Genomic DNA, 18,078 nt, shown 5'->3' with positions numbered 1-18,078 from the left:
CTATTCGTCGTCGTCCTCGTCGTCGCGGGCCAGCCACGTCGCGAAGCGTTCGATCGCGGTCTCGAACTCCGGGTGGTTGTCGACGAAGTTCCGGAGCTGTTCGCCCACCCACTCCAGCGTCACGGTCTCCTCGCCGCGCCGCTCGACCAGTTCCTCGATGCCACGGTCGGTGAAGTACACGGTCTCTCCCAAACAGGTGAAAGGGCGCCCCGCGGCATGTCGCGGGGCGCCCTTTTTCTAACAGACGGTCACGGGCGCGGGAGCGCCGCCTCGATCAGGGCCGACTGCTCGGCCTCGTGCAGCTTCGCCGAACCCACGGCCGGGGCGGCCGCCGCCGGGCGCGAGATCCGGCGCAGGCGTACCCCGTCGAGGTGCTCGAGCAGGTTGAGCGCCACGAACGACCAGCCGCCCTGGTTGGCCGGCTCCTCCTGCACCCACGCGAAGTCCTCCGCGTTCGGGTACTGGTTCAGCACGGCCTTGAGCTCCTCGACCGGCAGCGGGTAGATCTGCTCCATCCGGATGATCGCCGTGTCGGTGATGCCGCGCTCCGCCCGCGCCTGGAACAGGTCGTAGTAGACCTTGCCCGAGCAGAGCAGGACCCGCTTCACCGCGCCCGCCTCCAGCGGCGTGCCGTTGACGCCGGCGTCGGCGATGATCGGCTGGAACGTGCCCGAGGTGAAGTCGGCGACCGAAGACACCGCGAGCTTGTGCCGCAGCAGCGACTTCGGCGAGAAGACGATCAGCGGCTTGCGCTTGGCGGACAGGGCCTGCCGGCGCAGCAGGTGGAAGTAGTTCGCCGGGGTGGTCGGGTTGGCGACCCGCATGTTGTCCTGCGCGCAGAGCTGCAGGAACCGCTCCGGGCGGCCCGACGAGTGGTCCGGGCCCTGCCCCTCCTGGCCGTGCGGGAGCAGCAGCACCAGCGACGACTGCTGGCCCCACTTCACCTCGCCGGAGGAGATGAACTCGTCCACGATCGACTGGGCGCCGTTGACGAAGTCGCCGAACTGCGCCTCCCAGAGCACCAGCGCCTCGGGGTTCTCGACCGAGTAGCCGTACTCGAAGCCCATCGCCGCGTACTCGCTGAGCAGCGAGTCGTGCACGAAGAAGCGGGCGTTGCCGGTGGCCAGCGTCGACAGGGGCAGGTAGTCGTTGCCGGTGTTCGCGTCGACCAGCGAGGCGTGCCGCGACACGAACGTGCCACGGCGCGAGTCCTGGCCGGCCAGCCGGACGGTGACGCCCTGGCTCAGCAGCGAGCCGAACGCGATCAGCTCGCCCATGCCCCAGTCGATGCCGCCGTCGGCGGACATCTTGGCGCGCCGGTCCAGCAGCTGCTGGACCCGCTTGTGCGGGGTGAAGCCCTCCGGCAGGTCCAGGTGGGCCTGGCCGACCGCCCGCACGCCGGCGGCGTCGACCGCGGTGTCGACCTGCGGCTCCGGCTCGTCGGTCCGGGCCGGCCGGGTGCGCGGCGGGGAACCGGCCGCGTCCCGGGTCGCCTTGAACACCTGCTCGAGCTGCGACTGGTAGTCGCGCAGCTGCTCCTGCGCGTCGTCGACGGTGAGGTCGCCGCGGCCGATCAGCTCCTCGGTGTAGAGCTTGCGGACCGAGCGCTTGGTGTCGATGATCTTGTACATCCGCGGGTTGGTCATCGACGGGTCGTCGCCCTCGTTGTGGCCGCGGCGCCGGTAGCAGACCAGGTCGATCACGACGTCCTTGTTGAACGCCTGGCGGTACTCGAACGCGAGCCGGGCCACCCGGACGACGGCCTCGGGGTCGTCGCCGTTCACGTGGAAGATCGGCGCCTGGATCATCCGGGCCACGTCGGTCGAGTAGAGCGACGAGCGGCTGTACTCCGGGGCGGTGGTGAAGCCGACCTGGTTGTTGACGACCACGTGCACCGTGCCGCCGGTGCGGTAACCGCGCAGCTGGGAGAGGTTCAGCGTCTCCGCGACCACGCCCTGGCCGGCGAAGGCCGCGTCGCCGTGGATCAGGACCGGCAGCACCGTGTAGCCGTGCAGGCCGAGGTCGAGGCGGTCCTGCTTGGCGCGGACGATGCCCTCGAGCACCGGGTCGACGGCCTCGAGGTGCGACGGGTTCGCCACCACGCTGACCGTCGTCGAGTGCGTGCCGTCCGGCGTCGTGTACTTGCCGGTCTGGCCCAGGTGGTACTTGACGTCGCCGGAGCCGTGTGCCGACTTCGGGTCCATCTGACCCTCGAACTCGTTGAAGATCTTCTCGTACGGCTTGCCGACGATGTTCGCGAGCACGTTGAGCCGGCCGCGGTGCGCCATGCCGATGACCATCTCGTCGAGACCACCCTCGGCGGAGGCCTGCAGCACCTCGTCGAGCAGCGGGATCAGCGACTCGCCGCCCTCGAGCGAGAAGCGCTTCTGCCCGACGTACTTGGTCTGCAGGAACGTCTCGAACGCCTCGGCCGCGTTCAGCCGGTTGAGGACGTGCTTCTGCTCCTCGGGGTCCGGCTTGGTGTACTTGATCTCGATCCGGTCCTGGATCCAGCGCCGCTCCTCGGGGCCCTGGATGTGCATGTACTCGATGCCGACCCGGCGGCAGTAGGTGTCGCGCAGGACGCCGAGCACGTCGCGCAGCTTCATCTTCTGCTTGCCGGCGAAGCCGCCGACCGGGAACATCCGGTCGAGGTCCCACAGGGTCAGCCCGTGCTGGAGCACGTCCAGGTCGGGGTGCCGGCGGATCTCGAACTCGAGCGGGTCGGTGTCGGCCATCAGGTGACCGCGCACCCGGTACGCGTGGATCAGCTCGACGACCCGCGCGGCCTTGTCGATCTGCCCCTCGGAGGTACGGGCGACGTCGCGCACCCAGCGCACCGGCTCGTACGGGATCCGCAGCGAGGTGAAGATGTCGTCGTAGAAGGCGTGGTCGCCGAGCAGGAACTCGTGCATCGCCTTGAGGAACTCGCCGGACTGCGCACCCTGGATGACGCGGTGGTCATAGGTGCTGGTCAGCGTGGTGACCTTGCTGACGCCGTGCTCGGTGAGGGTCTCGTCGGACATTCCGGAGTAGGGCGCCGGGTACTCCATCGCGCCGACGCCGATGATGGCGCTCTGGCCGGTCATCAGGCGCGGGATGGAGTGCACGGTGCCGATGCCGCCGGGGTTGGTCAGCGAGATCGTCGTCCCGGCGTAGTCGTCCATGGTCAGCTCGTTGCGGCGGGCGCGCCGGACCACGTCCTCGTACGCCTGCCAGAACTTGCGGAAGTCCATCTGCTCGCAGTTCTTGATGGACGGCACGACCAGGGTGCGGGTGCCGTCCTTCTTGGCGAGGTCGATGGCGATGCCCAGGTTGATGTGCTCGGGCTGCACCAGCGCCGGCTTGCCGTCCACCTCGGCGAACGAGTTGTTCATCTCCGGGTGGGCCATCACGGAGCGGACCAGGGCCCAGCCGATCAGGTGGGTGAAGCTGACCTTGCCGCCGCGCCCGCGGGCGAGGTGGTTGTTGATCACGATGCGGTTGTCGACCAGCAGCTTCGCCGGGACACCCCGCACCGACGTCGCGGTCGGCACCTCGAGGGAGGCGTCCATGTTCTGCACGATGCGGGCGGCGACGCCGCGCAGCGTGGTGACCTTCGAGGATTCCGCCGGCGCGGGAGTCTTGGCGGCCGGCTTCGCCGCGGCCGCCGGCTTGGCCGGCGCGGCCGGTGCCTTGGCCGGCGCCGGGACGGCCGGCTTCTCCGGCGCGATGGTCGAGGCGGCGGGCGCGTCGGTGCCCGCCTTCGCGGCGCTCGCCTTCGCGTTGGCGGCGGTCGCCTCGTCCGGGGTGGCGATCGAGCCCGAGGCCATCGCCGGCTTGTAGTCGGCGAAGAAATCGTGCCAGGCGGGATCGACACTGGCTGGGTCGGCCAGGTAGCGCTGGTACATCTCGTCGACGATCCACTCGTTGGGGCCGAAGTCCGCGAGTGGATTGTCATGCGAAGTCTGCTGGGTCGACACTGCCGTGTTCGCCTCTTTCACCATGTTGTCAGCACGCGACGGTTCGTCACACGGGACGAAGGAATCGCCGTCAAGGCTACGCCGTGAGTTTCGCGGGGCCATCCGGACGTCCAGTGTGTGACGAACTGCCGAGCTGGGGAGGAGGCGTGTGACCTGCCGAACACGATCAGGTGATGTCGCGCCGCTTCATCAGCCACGTGCCGATACCGCCCGCGAGCGCCGCGTAGCCGATCAGCACGACGGCGCCGAGCCAGCGGGGCGGGCTGCCCGGCAGCTCGGTTCCGGAGATCATCAGCTGTGACGCGATCGGCGGGACCAGCACCTGCAGCTTGTCGAACCAGTCGCCGAGCCGGGGCCCGAGCAGCGCGAAGATCAGGGTCGTGCCGAACCAGCCGAGCACGTAGATCGTGCTCAGCGCGACGGTCGCGCCGATCTGGCTGCGGATCAGCACCCCGGCGCCGACGCCCAGAACCGCCCAAAGGGCGTAGGCGAGCGCATTGAGGCCGATAGCCCGCCACACCGCCGGCTCGCTCAGCTGCGGGCCGACGTCCAGCTGGTTCAGGATGAGCGGCACGAAGATCAGGTTGAGCACGGTGGTGATGAGCCAGAAGCCGACGCCGAACAGGGCCGAGGCGACCAGCTTGGCGAGGACGACCAGCTCCCGGCGCGGCGTCACCAGGAAGGTGGTGGTGGCCGTCAGGTGGAAGAACTCGTTGGTCACCACGATGGCGCCCAGCAGCATCACCATCAGTACGCCGAAGAACTGGCCGCTGGTGTAGAGGTTCGCCGCGATGTTGACGGCCTCGTTGGCCACCCGGATCTGCTCGGCCTGCTCGGCGGTCAGGCCCTGCTCGGCCGGATCCACGCCTTGGTTGATGTTGCTGCCGGCCCAGTTGATCAGCAGGGACAGTGCCCAGAGCGCCAGCGTGATCAGGCCGAAGATCCACCAGGTGGAGGTGGACCGGATCTTGAACAGCTCGGCTTTGACGAGGTTCATCGGATGCCCGCCTTTCCGGCCGTGAGCTGCAGGAAGACCTGTTCCAGGTCGGCGCGTTCGCCGCTGAGCTCATGCAGCTCGACGCCCGCGGTGAACGCGATGTGCCCGACCCGGGCGGTGTCCAGCCCGGTGACCAGCAGGGCCTCGTCGGGCAGCGTGGTCACGGCGGCCTGCTCGGCCGCGAGCGCGGCGGCCAGCGCGGCGGGCTGGGGCGTGCGCACCCGGACCTGGCTGGCGCCCGCCATGGAGCCGAGCACCTCGCCGACCGGGCCCTGCCGGATCAGCCGGCCCGCGGCGATGATCACCACGTCGTCGGCGAGCTGCTGCATCTCGCTGAGCAGGTGGCTCGAGACCAGGATCGTGCGGCCCTCGGCGGCCAAGGCCTTGAGCAGGTCGCGAAGCCAGCGGATGCCCTCGGGGTCGAGGCCGTTGGCCGGCTCGTCGAGGATCAGCACCCGCGGGTTGCCCAGCAGCGCCGCGGCGATGCCGAGCCGCTGCTTCATGCCCAGCGAGTAGCCCTTGAACTTGCGCTTGGCCGCCGGCGTCAGCCCGACCCGGGCGAGCGCCTCGTCGGCCGCCTGCCGCGGCAGCCCGGCCGCGAGGCAGATCATCCGCAGGTGGTTGATGCCGCTGCGGCCCTTGTGCGCGCTGGACGCCTCGAGCACGGCGCCGACGTGCCGGATCGGCGCGTCGAGGTCGCCGTAGCGCACGCCGGAGAAGGTCGCCGTGCCGGAGGTCGGCGTGACCAGGCCGAGCAGCATGCGCAGCGTCGTGGTCTTGCCCGCGCCGTTGGGGCCGAGGAAGCCCGTCACCCGGCCGGAGTGCACGGTGAAGGACAGATTGTCGACGGCGCGTAGCGCCTTGTAGTGCTTGGTGAGGTTGGAGACGACGATCTCCTCGGAGCCTGTCGGCAACGCTCACTCCTCCCGCTCGGCTGGTGGATCAACCTACCGCTTCAGCGCGATCCAGGTTGCCCGTGCGGTGGCGATTCGCTCGCCACCCGGTGCGTAGACCGAGGAATCGACGACGGCCTTGCGGCCCTGCACCGAGACCGCCGCGCCGACTACCACGCACGTGCTGCCCGCGGCGGGCAGCGCATCGACGGCCACCGCGATGCGGCCGAGCACGTAGACCTGGCCGGTCCGCAGCGCCGACCAGCCGCCGGGGCAGTCCAGCGCCGCCCACAGCGTCTCGACGCGGACGTCGGGCGGGACCACCCAGGGCGCGGCCATCCGGCCGTCGGGTAGGGGGCCGGCGAAGATCCGCAGGCCGTCGGGGTTCTCGGGACCGCAGACGAAACAGGTGGGGAACGGGTGGTCGGCGAAGCCCGGGTAGCCGGCGGCGGCCGCCCGCGCCTGCTCCAGCGAGGCCGGCGCCACCCCGGCGCCGGCGTCGGCGACCGGCGCCACCTCGGCGACCAGGCTGCCGTCGGGCGCGGCCACCTTGCCGTCCGCGACGGTCAGCGGGGTCTCCAGCGGCGGCGGGACCACCAGCGTCACCTCGAAGGCCCGGCCGTCCGCGCCCGCGCCGGACGCCACGGCGAACGCGCCGGCGGACCAGCCGCCGTTGCCCGACGTCGGCGGGCCGTTGTAGCGGGACGCGATCTGCATGTCACCGACGCTCTCACACGGGTGCGACACAGAGCCGTTCATTCAGCGGTCATCCGCCACCACCTGGGCCGACACGCCTTCGGCAGACACGAGCCCTACACAGTTCTCATGACGGTACTGATGACCGCCGCCGCCTCCACCGGGACCAGCGGCTACTCACTCCTGATCGCCGACGGCGCCGATCAGGTCGCGGCCGCGCAACGGCTACGCCACGACGTCTTCGCCGGCGAACTCGGCGCGACACTGCGTGGCGCCACCCCCGACGGCCGCGACGTCGACGAGTTCGACGACTACTGCGACCACCTGATCGTCCGCGACGACTCGAACGGCCAGGTCGTCGGCACGTACCGGATGATGCACCCGAAGGGCGCCGAGCGGGCCGGTCGCCGGTACGGCGACGGCGAGTTCGATCTCAGCGCCCTGCGCCCGCTGCACGACCAGCTGGTCGAGACCGGTCGCTCCTGCGTGCACCCGGACCACCGCACCGGTGCCGTGGTGAACCTGATGTGGGCCGGCATCGCCCGCTACCTGCACCTCAACAACCTGCGCTGGCTCGGCGGCTGCGCGTCGGTCGGCCTCGAGGACGGCGGGTCGACCGCGGCGGGCGTCTGGGCCCGGGTCTCGTCCCGGCACCTCGCGCCGCCCGCGCTGCGGGTCCGGCCCCGCGAGCCCTGGCTCGCCCGGACCGGGCTCGTCGGCGACCCGGCGGTCCTGCCGCCGCCGCTGCTGCGCGGCTACCTGCGGCTGGGCGGCTGGGTCTGCGGCGAGCCCGCCTACGACCCGGACTTCAACTGCGCCGACTTCTACATGTTGTTCTCGATGGACCGGATGGACCCGCGCTACCGGCGGCACTTCCTGGGCGCGACCCGATGATCCCGGCGCTGTGGCAGCCCGCCTCCACCTGCGGTCCGCAGTGCCGGCCGGGCGACGAGCGGGGCGTGCGGGCCGCCACCACGGTGTTGCGGATGTCGGCGCTCTTCGCCGTACTCGCATGGGCATTCGTCCTTGCGCCGTTCGCGAACCGCGGCGCCGCACGGGCCGTGGCCCGCGGCATCCTCGCGGCCCTCGGTGTGCGGCTGGTGTGGCGCGGGCCGGCGCCGCGGCCCGGCAGCCTGCTCGTGGCCAACCACGTCTCCTGGCTCGACATCCTCGCGCTGCACGCGGTGACGCCGGTCCGGCTGGTCGCCAAGCACGACGTGCGCGGCTGGCCCGGCATCGGCGCGCTCGCGGTCGCGAGCGGGTCGATCTTCGTCGACCGGACCCGGCCGAAGCGCCTGCCGGCGACGGTCGCCGAGATCGCGGCGGCGCTGCGGGCCGGACGGACGGTCGCGGCCTTCCCGGAGGGCACGACGTTCTGCGGCGCCGATCGCGGGCGCTTCCGGCCCGCCGTGTTCCAGGCGGCGGTCGACGCAGGCGCGCCGGTCGTGCCGATCTCCATTCGGTACGCGTCCCCGGCGGCCGCCTTCGTCGGCGACGACTCGCTGTGGTCCTCGGTGCTGCGGGTGGCGCGTTCGCGCGGGCTTACGGTTACCCTCGTCGGTGCCCCGGCGCTGCTGCCCGAGCCCGGCGCGGATCGGCGCTCGCTGGCCCGAGCGGCCGAGGCGACGGGCGGACTACGGTCCGGCACCTTTGATCTTGCCGCCTAGTCGCCTCACAGAAAACTTTCAGCTACTCCGCAGCGTGGGCGCAGCCCATGGGGTGAAGATGGTTGCATGGCCGCTTCTCAGACCCAGGGCAAGCAGAGCGAGGCGAAGCTCCTCGTCGTCGAGGACGATGCGAACATTCTCGAGCTGCTCTCCGCAAGCCTGCGCTTCGCCGGGTTCGACGTCAGCACCGCGACCAGCGGCAGCGCCGCCGTCAGCGCGGCCAAGAGCGCGACTCCCGACCTGGTCGTCCTCGACGTCATGCTGCCCGACCTCGACGGCTTCGAGGTCATCCGGCTCATGCGCGAGGGCGGCACCCGCACCCCGGTCGTCTTCCTGACCGCCCGCGACGGCACCGACGACAAGATCCGGGGCCTGACGCTCGGCGGCGACGACTATGTGACCAAGCCGTTCAGCCTAGAGGAGCTCACGGCCCGGATCCGGGCCGTGTTGCGGCGCACCACGGCCGGTGACGAGGAGCCCTCGCGCCTGGTCTTCGCCGACCTCGAGCTGGACGAGGAGACCCATGAGGTCTACCGGGCCGGCCAGCGCGTGCAGCTCTCCCCGACCGAGTTCAAGCTGCTGCGCTACCTGATGCTCAACGCCAACCGGGTGCTCTCCAAGGCGCAGATCCTCGACCACGTGTGGAAGTACGACTTCCGCGGCGACGACAACATCGTGGAGTCGTACATCTCCTACCTGCGGCGCAAGGTCGACAACGTGCAGCCGCGGCTGATCCACACGCTCCGCGGCGTCGGTTACGTGCTGCGCAAGCCGGCGGCCTGAGAAAAGCCTCGTGACCGCGACCCTCACCGACCGGCTCCGCAGGCACGTACCGCTGCAGGCCAGCCTGCGCCGCGTGCCGTTGAGCATCAAGCTCGTCGCGGCCGTCCTGGCGCTGGTGTTCGCGGCGCTGACCCTGATCAGCGCCGCCAGCACGTACGCGCTGCACAGCTACATGATCGGGCGGCTGGACGCCGGGCTGGTGCGGTTCACCGTCACGCTGGAGAACCTCAGCGGTGACCAGAAGCTGATCCTGCCCTCCGACTACTACGTCAACGCGACCACGGTCGACGGCGTCGGCGATCCGGCGAACCTCAAGTACGACCCCACGCTGCGGGCCAGTCAGCTGCCGCCGGTGATCAAGGGCCAGAAAGAGGTCGACAAGCACCTGGACAAGCCGTTCACGGTCAAGTCCTCCGACGGCAGCACGACGTGGCGGATGCTGCTCACCTACACCGACGACGGCGAGGTGCTGCACGTCGGGCAGCGCCTGCTCGGCATCGACTCCGCGATCAGCCGGCTGATCTGGGTCGACACGCTGGTCGGCGCCGGCGTGCTCTTCGCGCTCGCGGCGGTCGGCGCGGCGATCGTGCGGCAGAGCCTCATCCCGCTCGGGCAGATCGAGCGGACCGCGGCGGCCATCGCCGCCGGCGACCTCACCCAGCGCGTACCCGATCCGGAACCGGACGTCGAGGAGCCGCAGACCGAGCTGGGCCGGCTCTCCCGGGCCCTGAACGCGATGCTCGCCCAGATCGAGGCCGCGTTCACCGCCCGGGCGCTGTCGGAGACCGCGGCCCGCGCCGCGGAGTCGCAGTCCCGGGACGCCGCCGAGGCCGCGCAGGCCTCGGAGGCCCGCGCCGTGCGCTCGGAGGAGAAGATGCGGCAGTTCGTCGCGGACGCCTCGCACGAGCTGCGTACCCCGCTGACCTCCATCCGCGGCTTCGCCGAGCTGTACCGCCAGGGCGCGGTCGGCAATCCGGAGGACGTGGCCAAGCTGGTGCGGCGGATCGAGGACGAGGCCGCCCGGATGGGCCTGCTCGTCGAGGACCTCCTGCTGCTCGCCCGGCTGGACCGGGAGCGGCCGATCTCCCTGGCGCCCGTCGAGCTGACCGTGCTGGCCGTGGACGCCGTGCAGGCGGCGCAGGCCACCGCGCCCGAGCGCAGCATCGAGCTGGACGTGCGGGAGTCGCCGGAGAAGCTGGTCGCGTACGGGGACGACGCGCGCCTGCGGCAGGTCATCGGCAACCTGATGACCAACGCGCTGGTGCACACGCCGCCGGAGGCGTCGGTGACGCTCGCGCTCTATCCGGACACGGGCAACCAGGCCGTCATCGAGATCAGCGACACCGGCCCCGGGCTCGCTCCGGAGCAGCGCGAGCACGTCTTCGAGCGCTTCTACCGCGCCGACGAGGCGAGGACGCGGCGCACCGACCGCGCGGCGAGCGGCACGGGCCTCGGCCTGGCCATCGTCGCGGCGATCGTGCGGGCGCACCACGGCACGGTCGAGGTGATCAGCGAGCCCGGCGAGGGCGCGACGTTCCGGGTGTCGCTGCCGGCGCTGGTTCCCGACGAATCATGACTTCTGGGTGTGTGCACCATTCACAGAGAACGTCCAGGAGCAGCACAGGTCAATCGGAGCGGGCGAAGGCATGGTTATTCCTATGAGTGAGTTCGAGACCGACCCGCAGCGGCACGAGAGCTCTCCCGCGGGGGAGCAGCCGCACCGGCCAGTGGACGCCTCCCGCGAGAACCTTCCGGAGCGGGGACAGTCCGACGTCACGGCACAGCAGCCGGCGGTGATCCAGCCGGCCGCGCCGCAGTCCGCCATCCCGCAGTCGGGGATTCCGCAGTCCGGGATCCCGCAGTCCGGGGCGCCGCAGTCCGGCGCGCCGCAGCAGCCCGGCGGCTGGCCCGGTTCGCCCTGGCAGCACACCGGCCAGCACCCGGCGCCGCACTTCCCGCACGGCGGGCAGCCCTACCAGGCCGCACCGCCGCAGCAGCCCTACCCGGGCGCCTACCCCGGCCAGCCGCAGTACCCGTCGCAGGGTCCGGCCGGCCTGCCCGGCACCTGGACGCCCGGCGGCGAGGTGCCGCCGCAGTCCGAGGCGCCGTCCTGGGCGCAGGCGGTCGGCACCGAGGGGCGCGAGCCCGCGCGGACCGGCCGGGGCCGCAAGGTCGTCCTGGCCGGCGCGGCAGCGGTCCTGATCGCCCTGGCCGCCGGCGGCGTCGGCGCGGCCACCGCGCTCGCGTTCGACGACGACGGCCCGGGCTCGGTGCAGACCAGCAACTCCGCGGTCACCCGCGTGGTCGACCACTCGTCGATGGCCGCGATCGTGGCCGCCGTCAAGGACAGCGTCGTCTCGATCACCACCGGCTCCGGCGAGGGTTCCGGCGTCGTGCTCACCGCGGACGGCTACATCGTCACCAACAACCACGTGGTCGCGACCGCGCAGGGCGACACCGTCACCGTGATCTTCGCGGACGGCAAGAAGGCCGACGCGAAGATCGTCGGCACCGACCCGCGTACCGACCTCGCGGTGATCAAGGCCGAGGGTGTGTCGGACCTCACGGCGGCGAAATTCGGCTCCAGCGCCAACATGCAGGTCGGCGACACCGTTCTCGCGCTGGGCAGCCCGCTCGGCCTGGAGGGCTCGGTGACCGAGGGCATCGTCAGCGCCAAGGACCGCACCATCCGGGCCGGCGGCGAGGACGGCCAGCAGGCGCCGCAGAACCCGTTCGGCCAGCCGCAGCAGCAGAGCTCCGGCGCGACCTCGATGTCCGGCCTGCTGCAGACCGACGCGCCGATCAACCCGGGCAACTCCGGCGGCGCGCTGGTCAACACCAACGGTGAGGTCATCGGCATCAACTCCGCGATCGCCACCTCCGGCGCGGGCTCGGGCAACATCGGCCTCGGCTTCGCCATCCCGAGCGACAAGGCCCGGGCCGTCGCAGAATCCCTGATGAAGGGCGAGAAGGTCAGCCACCCGGCGCTCGGCGTGAGCGTCACGGAGGCCGAGGGCGGCGGCGCGCTGGTCAAGGAGGTCAGCCCGGACAGCGGGGCGGCCAAGGCCGGTCTCGAGCAGGGCGACGTGATCCAGTCCGTGAACGGCAAGGCCGTCAACGACTCCGACGACCTGGTCGGGATCATCCAGAGCGCCAAGGTCGGCGACAAGGTGACGATCGACTTCACCCGCAACGGCCAGCGCCAGACCGTGAACGCCGTACTGGCCGAATCGGCCTGACACAACGCATCCGGTGCCGCCCGGGCCATCGGGCGGCGCCACCTCCCCACTGCGGTGGGTGGTCGCGACCAAGGGGGTTGGTCGTGACCACCCACCGCACCTTATTTGTCCACTCTGTGTAATTTCGGATATCGAAAGGCTTATCGGGGGCTCGCCATCCCCGGGCGGACCGCCTAGTCTCCATTCGCCATAGCGATTGGAAGGTCGACCCCGGTGACCTACGTCGAGACCCGAATGAGCGTCTGGGAAGCCCTGGCGGGACGCGCGCCGGGCGAACCGCTCGGCCCCGCCGATCCCGGCCTCTGGGGCGCTGTAGTCGACCGCCTCAACCCCGCCCGGGCCCGGCCGGTGCTGCGCGGTGGCATCGAGGCCGTCGAGCTGATGAGCGTGCGCGGCTCGACGTACGTGATGCTGCGCTCGCCCGACGACGGCGGCCGCGCCTGCTATCTGCGGCTGACGCCGGAGGAGTGGCAGCTCGCGCTGATGATGGACGGCACGCACACGGTCGCCCGGCTGGTCGCCGAGTTCGCCCGGCTCGCCGGCCGGCTCGCGCCCGACCAGGTCCGGCGCGTCGTCGCCGACCTGGCCGGCAACCGGATGCTCGACGAGCTGCCGGTCGACGCGTTCCGCCCGCTGCAGGAGCTCGAGCGCCGGCCGTTGCCCAAGCGCCTGGGCAGCGGCGTGCTGGCGGCGGCGCGCGGCCGCCGCATGCTGGTCTTCGACATCGACGGCGTGGTCTCCGCGCTCTACCGCGGCGGCGGCCGGTTCCTGTTCACCAAGGCCGCCGCGATCGTCATGTCCGTCCTCGCGGTCGCCGGGATCGGCCTCTTCGTCGCCACCTGGTGGCGGGGCAGCCAGGCGATCTTCCTGGCCAACGGCTCCTATCTGCTCGGCGCGCTGGTCCTGCTGCTGCTCAACCTGCTGGCCCTGGCCAGCCACGAGCTGGGCCACGCGCTGGCCACGAAGCATGCCGGGCGGGAGGTGCCCGCGGCCGGCGTGCTGGTCTTCTTCGGAATCCCGTCCGTCTTCGTCGACACCACCGACGTGTGGATGGCCGGGCGCCGCGCCCGGATGCTGGTCACCGCCGCCGGGCCGTTCACCGGCCTGGTGCTTGCCGGGTCGATGCAGCTCATCGGGCTCGCCGTGCCGGCGCTCGGCCCGCTCGCCTTCAAGCTGGCCTTCGCCTGGTACGTCAACGCGCTGTTCAACCTGAACCCGCTGCTGGCGCTGGACGGCTACTACCTGCTGATGGACTGGCTGGAGATCCCGAACCTGCGCGGCCGGGGCCTCTCCTGGGTGACCAGCCGGCTGCGGGGACGCCCGCCGTCGTGGTCCGGGCTCGACCGGGAGGGCCGCATCGTCGCCCTCTACGGCGTGCTGGCGGTGCTCTGGCTCGCGATAGCGGCGAACCTCGTGTACCGGATCTGGGCCGACCGGGTGGCCGGGCTCGCCACCGGGCTCTGGCACAGCGGTCTCGCCGGGCAGGCGCTGCTGGTGCTGATCGTGCTCGGGCTCTGCGCACCCTTGATCTACATCGCCACCGGGCGACTCGCGCGCTGGTGGCGCGCCGCCCGCATGCGCGCCTCCGAGAAGCGGCGCGAGGCCGACGCGCCGCGCCGGATGGCCGCGCTGCGCGCCTCCGACCTCGGCGGCCTGCCCGACGCCGCGCTGGCCGGGCTCGCCGCCCGGGCGCGCTGGCTGCGACCGCGGTCCGGCACCCAGCTCATCCTGGCCGGCGCCGCCCAGCAGGCCGTCTACGTCGTGGTGGACGGCGCCATGCAGGCGCGCAAGCCGGGCGACCCGGGCGGCGTCATCCGCCACCACGTCGGCGCCGGCGGCGTCGTCGGGCTGGCCAACGCGCTCACCGGCCGCTCGACCTCGCTGGACTGGCACACGGCCGGCACCACCCTGCTCGCCGTGCCGACGGCGACGGTCGCGACCGTGGTCGGCCCGCTGCCGGGCCCGCCGCCCGCCGACCGGGCCGAGGCGGAGGCGCTCTTCACCGACACCCCCGCGCTGTCCGGGCTGGCCGGCGACGAGCGGCTCGCGCTGATCGGCTCCGCGCACCCGGTCGACCTCGAGCCCGGCGCGCCGGTCGTGCTGCCCGGGCCGACGCACGCCATCGTCGTCGACTCCGGCGTCATCGCGATGCCCGACGGGGTCGAGCTGCGCCGCGGCACGCTCGTCGGCCCGGTCGGCGACGGCAGCCCGGGCGTCGTCGCGCAGGCCCGCACGCCCGTACGGCTGTGGGTCATCCCCGACGCCTCCGACCTGCCGCCGCTGGTCGGCTCGTCCGGGCGTCCGCCCGGCGGGCCGGCGGAGAGCGGGCCGGCCGCGTCCGGTGTGCACTCGCCCGGCGTCTATCCGCCGCTCGCCGCCCCGCCCGGTCCGCCGGACGGCTACGAGAACCCCGAGGTCGACCGCCGCTTCGAGCGCCGGATGTGGTGGCTGGTCCTGCTGCTGCTCCTGCTCGCGATGCTGCTCACGGCCATGAACTTCGTGCCCGGTCCGGCGTGGGCCGAGATGCCGACCGACCGGGCGCTGCTCACCTCGGACCGCGGCACGGTCACCGCGACCATCGACGGCCGGACCGAGACCATCCGCGAGGGCGAGCGGCGCTACGTCGACGAGGGCGCCCGCATCACCGTCCCGGCGAAGGCGACCGGGCGGCTGACGTTCCAGGGCGGCTCGGCCACGCTGTTCTGTGCCGGCTCCAGCGCCCGGGTCGGCCGGCTCTACACCGACGCGGGACGACGGCGGGTGCCGCACGGCAGCCTGACCCTCGACACCGGCCGGCTGCTCGCCGACACCGCGAGCACCAGCGGTGCGTACCAACCGCTGGAGATGGCCGTGTCCCGCCCGTCGGGCCTGGTCACCAACGACGGATCCGCCTGGTACGCGGTCGAGCCGGTCGGCCTGAGCGTCGCCACCGGCCGGGTCTACGTCGACGGCACGCCGAGCCTGGCCAGCGGCACCGACCTGAGCTGTGGCGACGGCGTCAAGGTCGAGCCGCCGGCCGGTTCGCCGAGCCCTTCGCCGAGCGACGAGCCGCTGCCGTCGGACCTGCCGACCGACGACGTGTCGCCGACGCCGAGCTCGGCTCCGCCGACCGAGGCGACCGAGGTGCCGGTGCCGACGATCGACCCGGTGGACCCGACGCCGACGGACGACGACCCGACGACCACGCCGCCGACCACCCGGCCGACGACGCCGGCGCCGACCACGCCCCGGACCACGCCGCCGTCCTCGCCGCCGCGGACGACGCCGCCGCCGAGCTCGCCGAGCTCGCCGCCGTCGACCACGCCGAGTTCGTCGCCGCCCACCACCACCTCGAGCGAACCACCGATTCCTCAGATTGGATGACTACGTGCTCTGCTGGTTCTGTGCCAAGGCCGCCCGCGGGACGTGCCGGTTCTGTGGGCGAGGAGTCTGTGAGGACCACGCGCGCTTCGGGCCGTACCTCCTTCAGGTGAGTCGTTCGGCGTCGCGTGGCCGGGCCGAGGCGCTGGTGGTCGAGGACGCGGTCCAGTGCGGCACCTGTCGGCCCAGGCCACAGCCGGTAGCGATGCCGGAGCTGGACTAACGCCCTATGGCGGGCACTGGACGCGGGCTCCTACCGTTGTCGGCATGAGTGATTTCGACGCGGTGCTGGAGCGGCTGCTCACCGACCCGTCGTTCCAGGCGCACCTCGCCGCCGACGCGACCGGTGCCCTGGCCGGCTACCAGCTGGAGGCGGGCGAGGCCGAGCTGCTGCGCCAGCAGGTCGCCGCCGACCCCGGCGCGTCAACGGCCCAGGTCGAGGACCGGGTGAACAAGTCGAGCACGTTCGGGCTGTTCTCGTCGTTCGGCGACCTGGGCGGTGCGTCCGACGCGTTCGGCGGCGGCGCGGCCCGGGAGGGCATCGGCTCCGCCCCGGCGGCCGCCGGGCCCGGCGCGGTCCGGGAGACCCTGGGGGAGTGGTCCGAGTTCGGCAGCGCCGCCGGTGCCGCCGCGCGCGGCGTCGTCGGGCACCCGGCGACCGAGGGCTTCGGCTCGGCGCCGGACGCCTGGGGCGCGGGTGGCGGCGGCGAGATGGCGGCGCGATCCGGCCTCGGCTCGGCGCCCGGCCTCGAGGACGCCCCCGACCTGGACGGGCTGCCGGCCGTCTCCCGGCTCGGCGACGCGCCCCGCACCGGCTTCGGCCCCGCGTTCCAGGAGGTCGGCGAGGCGCTGGGCGGCGCCGGCAAGGGCCAGGCCGAGGCCGAGCACCTCGCGCCGCCGAAGGGCTACCACAACCGGGTGGACGCCGACGGCGACGGCCGCCTGGACAAGGCGACCTATCGCGGCCACGAGGGCGGCGGCGCGGAGATCCGGGTCGATCTGAACCGCGACGGCGAGGCCGACTTCGTCGGCGTCGACAAGGACCTCGACAACCGGGTCGACTACGCCGACTACGACAAGGACCACGACGGCGTCTTCGAGAAGCGGATGTACGACGACGACGGCGACGGCTGGCTGGACCGGTCGGTCTTCCAGTAGGTCGGGCTCTGGTATTGACGGCCGCCGAAGCCCACGATGATGGGCATGGTGGCGATCGCCGCGCGCGAGCTTACGAAGACCTTCGACGACGTCGTCGCGGTGGACCACGTCGATCTCGATGTGTCGGCCGGTGAGTTCCTGGTGCTGCTCGGCCCGACGGGCTGCGGCAAGTCGACGCTGCTGCGCCTGCTGGCCGGGATCGAGGTGCCGACGTCGGGTGCCGTGCTCTTCGACGGCGTGCCGGTCCGCGACATCGACCCCCGCGCCCGCGGCATCGCGATGGTCTTTCAGGACCACGCCCTGTACCCGCATCTGACCGTCGCACAGAACATCGGCTTTCCGCTGCGCACCGTGCCGGTGCCGGCGACGGACATCGGCCTGCGGGTCGCCGAGGCGGCCCGCAACGTCGGCGTCGCCGACCTGCTCAGCCGCTATCCCGAGCACCTGTCGGGCGGCCAGCGTCAGCGGGTGGCGATGGCGCGCGCCCTGGTGCGCAACCCGTCGGTCTTCCTACTCGACGAGCCGCTGTCCAACGTGGACGCCGGCGCCCGGTCGGCGCTGCGCGGCGAGATCGTGGCGCTGGCCCGGCGGCTCGGTGTCACCACGGTCTACGTGACGCACGACCAGATCGAGGCGATCAGCATGGCCGACCGCGTGGCGGTGCTGCGGTACGGGGTGCTGCAACAGGTCGGCCCGCCCGCCGAGGTGTACGCGGACCCGGACACCCTGTTCGTGGCGGCCTTCCTCGGCACCCCGCGCACCAGCCTGCTGGAGGCGGCCGTGTACGCCGAGGACTGCCGAACCGTGCTGGACCTCGGCTCGCAGGTGCTGGAGCTGCCGGCGGGTGATCCGCGTACGGCGGTGCTGGCCCGCCACCACACCGAGCGGGTGACCGTGGCGCTGCGGGCCCTCTCGCTCGGCACCCGGGCCATGACGCTGCGGGGCGCGGTGTGCGCGGTGGAGAACCTCGGGCACGAGCTGCTGGCGCACGTCGACGTCGGCGGGGTGCCGAGCCCGTGGATGCAGCCGCCGCCCGCCCGCGCCGCCGCGCCGGCCGAGCGCACCCCGTACGGGTTCTACCCGGCGTACGACGTGGTGGATCCGCCGCCGATGGGCGAGGTGATGGTCCGGGTCCCGATGCCCGGCCGGGTGGTGCGGGGCGAGGAGCTGGCCGTCGGGGTCGGCCTGGACGATCTGCTGCTCTTCGATCGCGGCGGCCGGCGGATCCGATTCGCCGCCGGTTAATTGTTGTCACCTCTGGACAGAATCAGTTAACACTCCTAATAATTGGCCAACTGTCGATATACCGACGTGGAGGCCACC

General features: G+C 72.2%; 13 protein-coding genes. 8 read left to right on the top strand and 5 right to left on the bottom strand.

Annotated elements, in window-relative coordinates:
* The 5 genes from ACIBSW_RS03015 to ACIBSW_RS02995 all read right to left on the bottom strand — a co-directional run bounded on the left by ACIBSW_RS03015 (position 1) and on the right by ACIBSW_RS02995 (position 6,569).
* Positions 1–180, bottom strand: a complete 180-nt coding sequence (locus ACIBSW_RS03015; RefSeq protein WP_354722666.1) for a DUF6104 family protein — start codon at positions 178–180, stop codon at positions 1–3.
* Between the two features lie 68 nt (positions 181–248).
* Positions 249–3,962, bottom strand: a complete 3,714-nt coding sequence (locus ACIBSW_RS03010; RefSeq protein WP_354722709.1) for a multifunctional oxoglutarate decarboxylase/oxoglutarate dehydrogenase thiamine pyrophosphate-binding subunit/dihydrolipoyllysine-residue succinyltransferase subunit — start codon at positions 3,960–3,962, stop codon at positions 249–251.
* A 166-nt stretch (positions 3,963–4,128) separates the two neighbouring features.
* A complete protein-coding gene (locus ACIBSW_RS03005; RefSeq protein ID WP_354722667.1) occupies positions 4,129–4,959 on the bottom strand; it encodes an ABC transporter permease in 831 nt (276 codons plus the stop codon).
* Entirely contained in the window at positions 4,956–5,873 is a 918-nt protein-coding gene (locus tag ACIBSW_RS03000; RefSeq protein WP_354722668.1) for an ABC transporter ATP-binding protein, read from the bottom strand. Before ACIBSW_RS03000 ends, ACIBSW_RS03005 begins: the two co-directional genes overlap by 4 nt.
* A gap of 33 nt (positions 5,874–5,906) precedes the next feature.
* Complete coding sequence (locus ACIBSW_RS02995) at positions 5,907–6,569, bottom strand: hypothetical protein (RefSeq protein ID WP_354722669.1); 663 nt, start codon at positions 6,567–6,569, stop codon at positions 5,907–5,909.
* A 117-nt stretch (positions 6,570–6,686) separates the two neighbouring features.
* Between ACIBSW_RS02995 and ACIBSW_RS02990 the strand changes: the two genes are divergently transcribed.
* From ACIBSW_RS02990 to ACIBSW_RS02955, 8 genes are all read left to right on the top strand, one after another.
* Entirely contained in the window at positions 6,687–7,442 is a 756-nt protein-coding gene (locus ACIBSW_RS02990) for a GNAT family N-acetyltransferase (RefSeq protein WP_404799247.1), read from the top strand.
* Positions 7,439–8,215 carry a lysophospholipid acyltransferase family protein gene (locus tag ACIBSW_RS02985; protein ID WP_354722671.1) on the top strand — a complete coding sequence of 259 codons (777 nt, stop codon included), beginning with the start codon at positions 7,439–7,441 and terminating at the stop codon, positions 8,213–8,215. Before ACIBSW_RS02990 ends, ACIBSW_RS02985 begins: the two co-directional genes overlap by 4 nt.
* 66 nt (positions 8,216–8,281) lie before the next feature.
* Positions 8,282–8,998: a response regulator transcription factor gene (locus ACIBSW_RS02980; RefSeq protein ID WP_354722672.1), complete on the top strand. Its 717-nt coding sequence runs from the start codon at positions 8,282–8,284 to the stop codon at positions 8,996–8,998.
* 10 nt (positions 8,999–9,008) lie between these two features.
* On the top strand, positions 9,009–10,574 hold the full coding sequence (locus ACIBSW_RS02975) for a HAMP domain-containing sensor histidine kinase (RefSeq protein WP_354722673.1): 1,566 nt from the start codon (positions 9,009–9,011) through the stop codon (positions 10,572–10,574).
* Positions 10,575–10,656: 82 nt separating this feature from the next.
* Complete coding sequence (locus tag ACIBSW_RS02970) at positions 10,657–12,237, top strand: trypsin-like peptidase domain-containing protein (protein ID WP_354722674.1); 1,581 nt, start codon at positions 10,657–10,659, stop codon at positions 12,235–12,237.
* 213 nt (positions 12,238–12,450) lie between these two features.
* Positions 12,451–15,600, top strand: a complete 3,150-nt coding sequence (locus ACIBSW_RS02965; protein WP_354722675.1) for a cyclic nucleotide-binding protein — start codon at positions 12,451–12,453, stop codon at positions 15,598–15,600.
* 264 nt (positions 15,601–15,864) lie between these two features.
* Entirely contained in the window at positions 15,865–16,755 is an 891-nt protein-coding gene (locus tag ACIBSW_RS02960) for a hypothetical protein (protein ID WP_354722676.1), read from the top strand.
* Positions 16,756–16,800: 45 nt separating this feature from the next.
* Positions 16,801–18,000, top strand: coding sequence for an ABC transporter ATP-binding protein (locus ACIBSW_RS02955; RefSeq protein WP_354722677.1), 1,200 nt, complete (start codon positions 16,801–16,803; stop codon positions 17,998–18,000).
* Positions 18,001–18,078: the final 78 nt, after the last annotated feature.

The sequence above is a fragment of the Actinoplanes sp. NPDC049668 genome (genome assembly GCF_044465445.1).
Lineage (GTDB): Bacteria > Actinomycetota > Actinomycetes > Mycobacteriales > Micromonosporaceae > Actinoplanes.
This window is presented reverse-complemented; position numbering and strand designations above follow the sequence as displayed.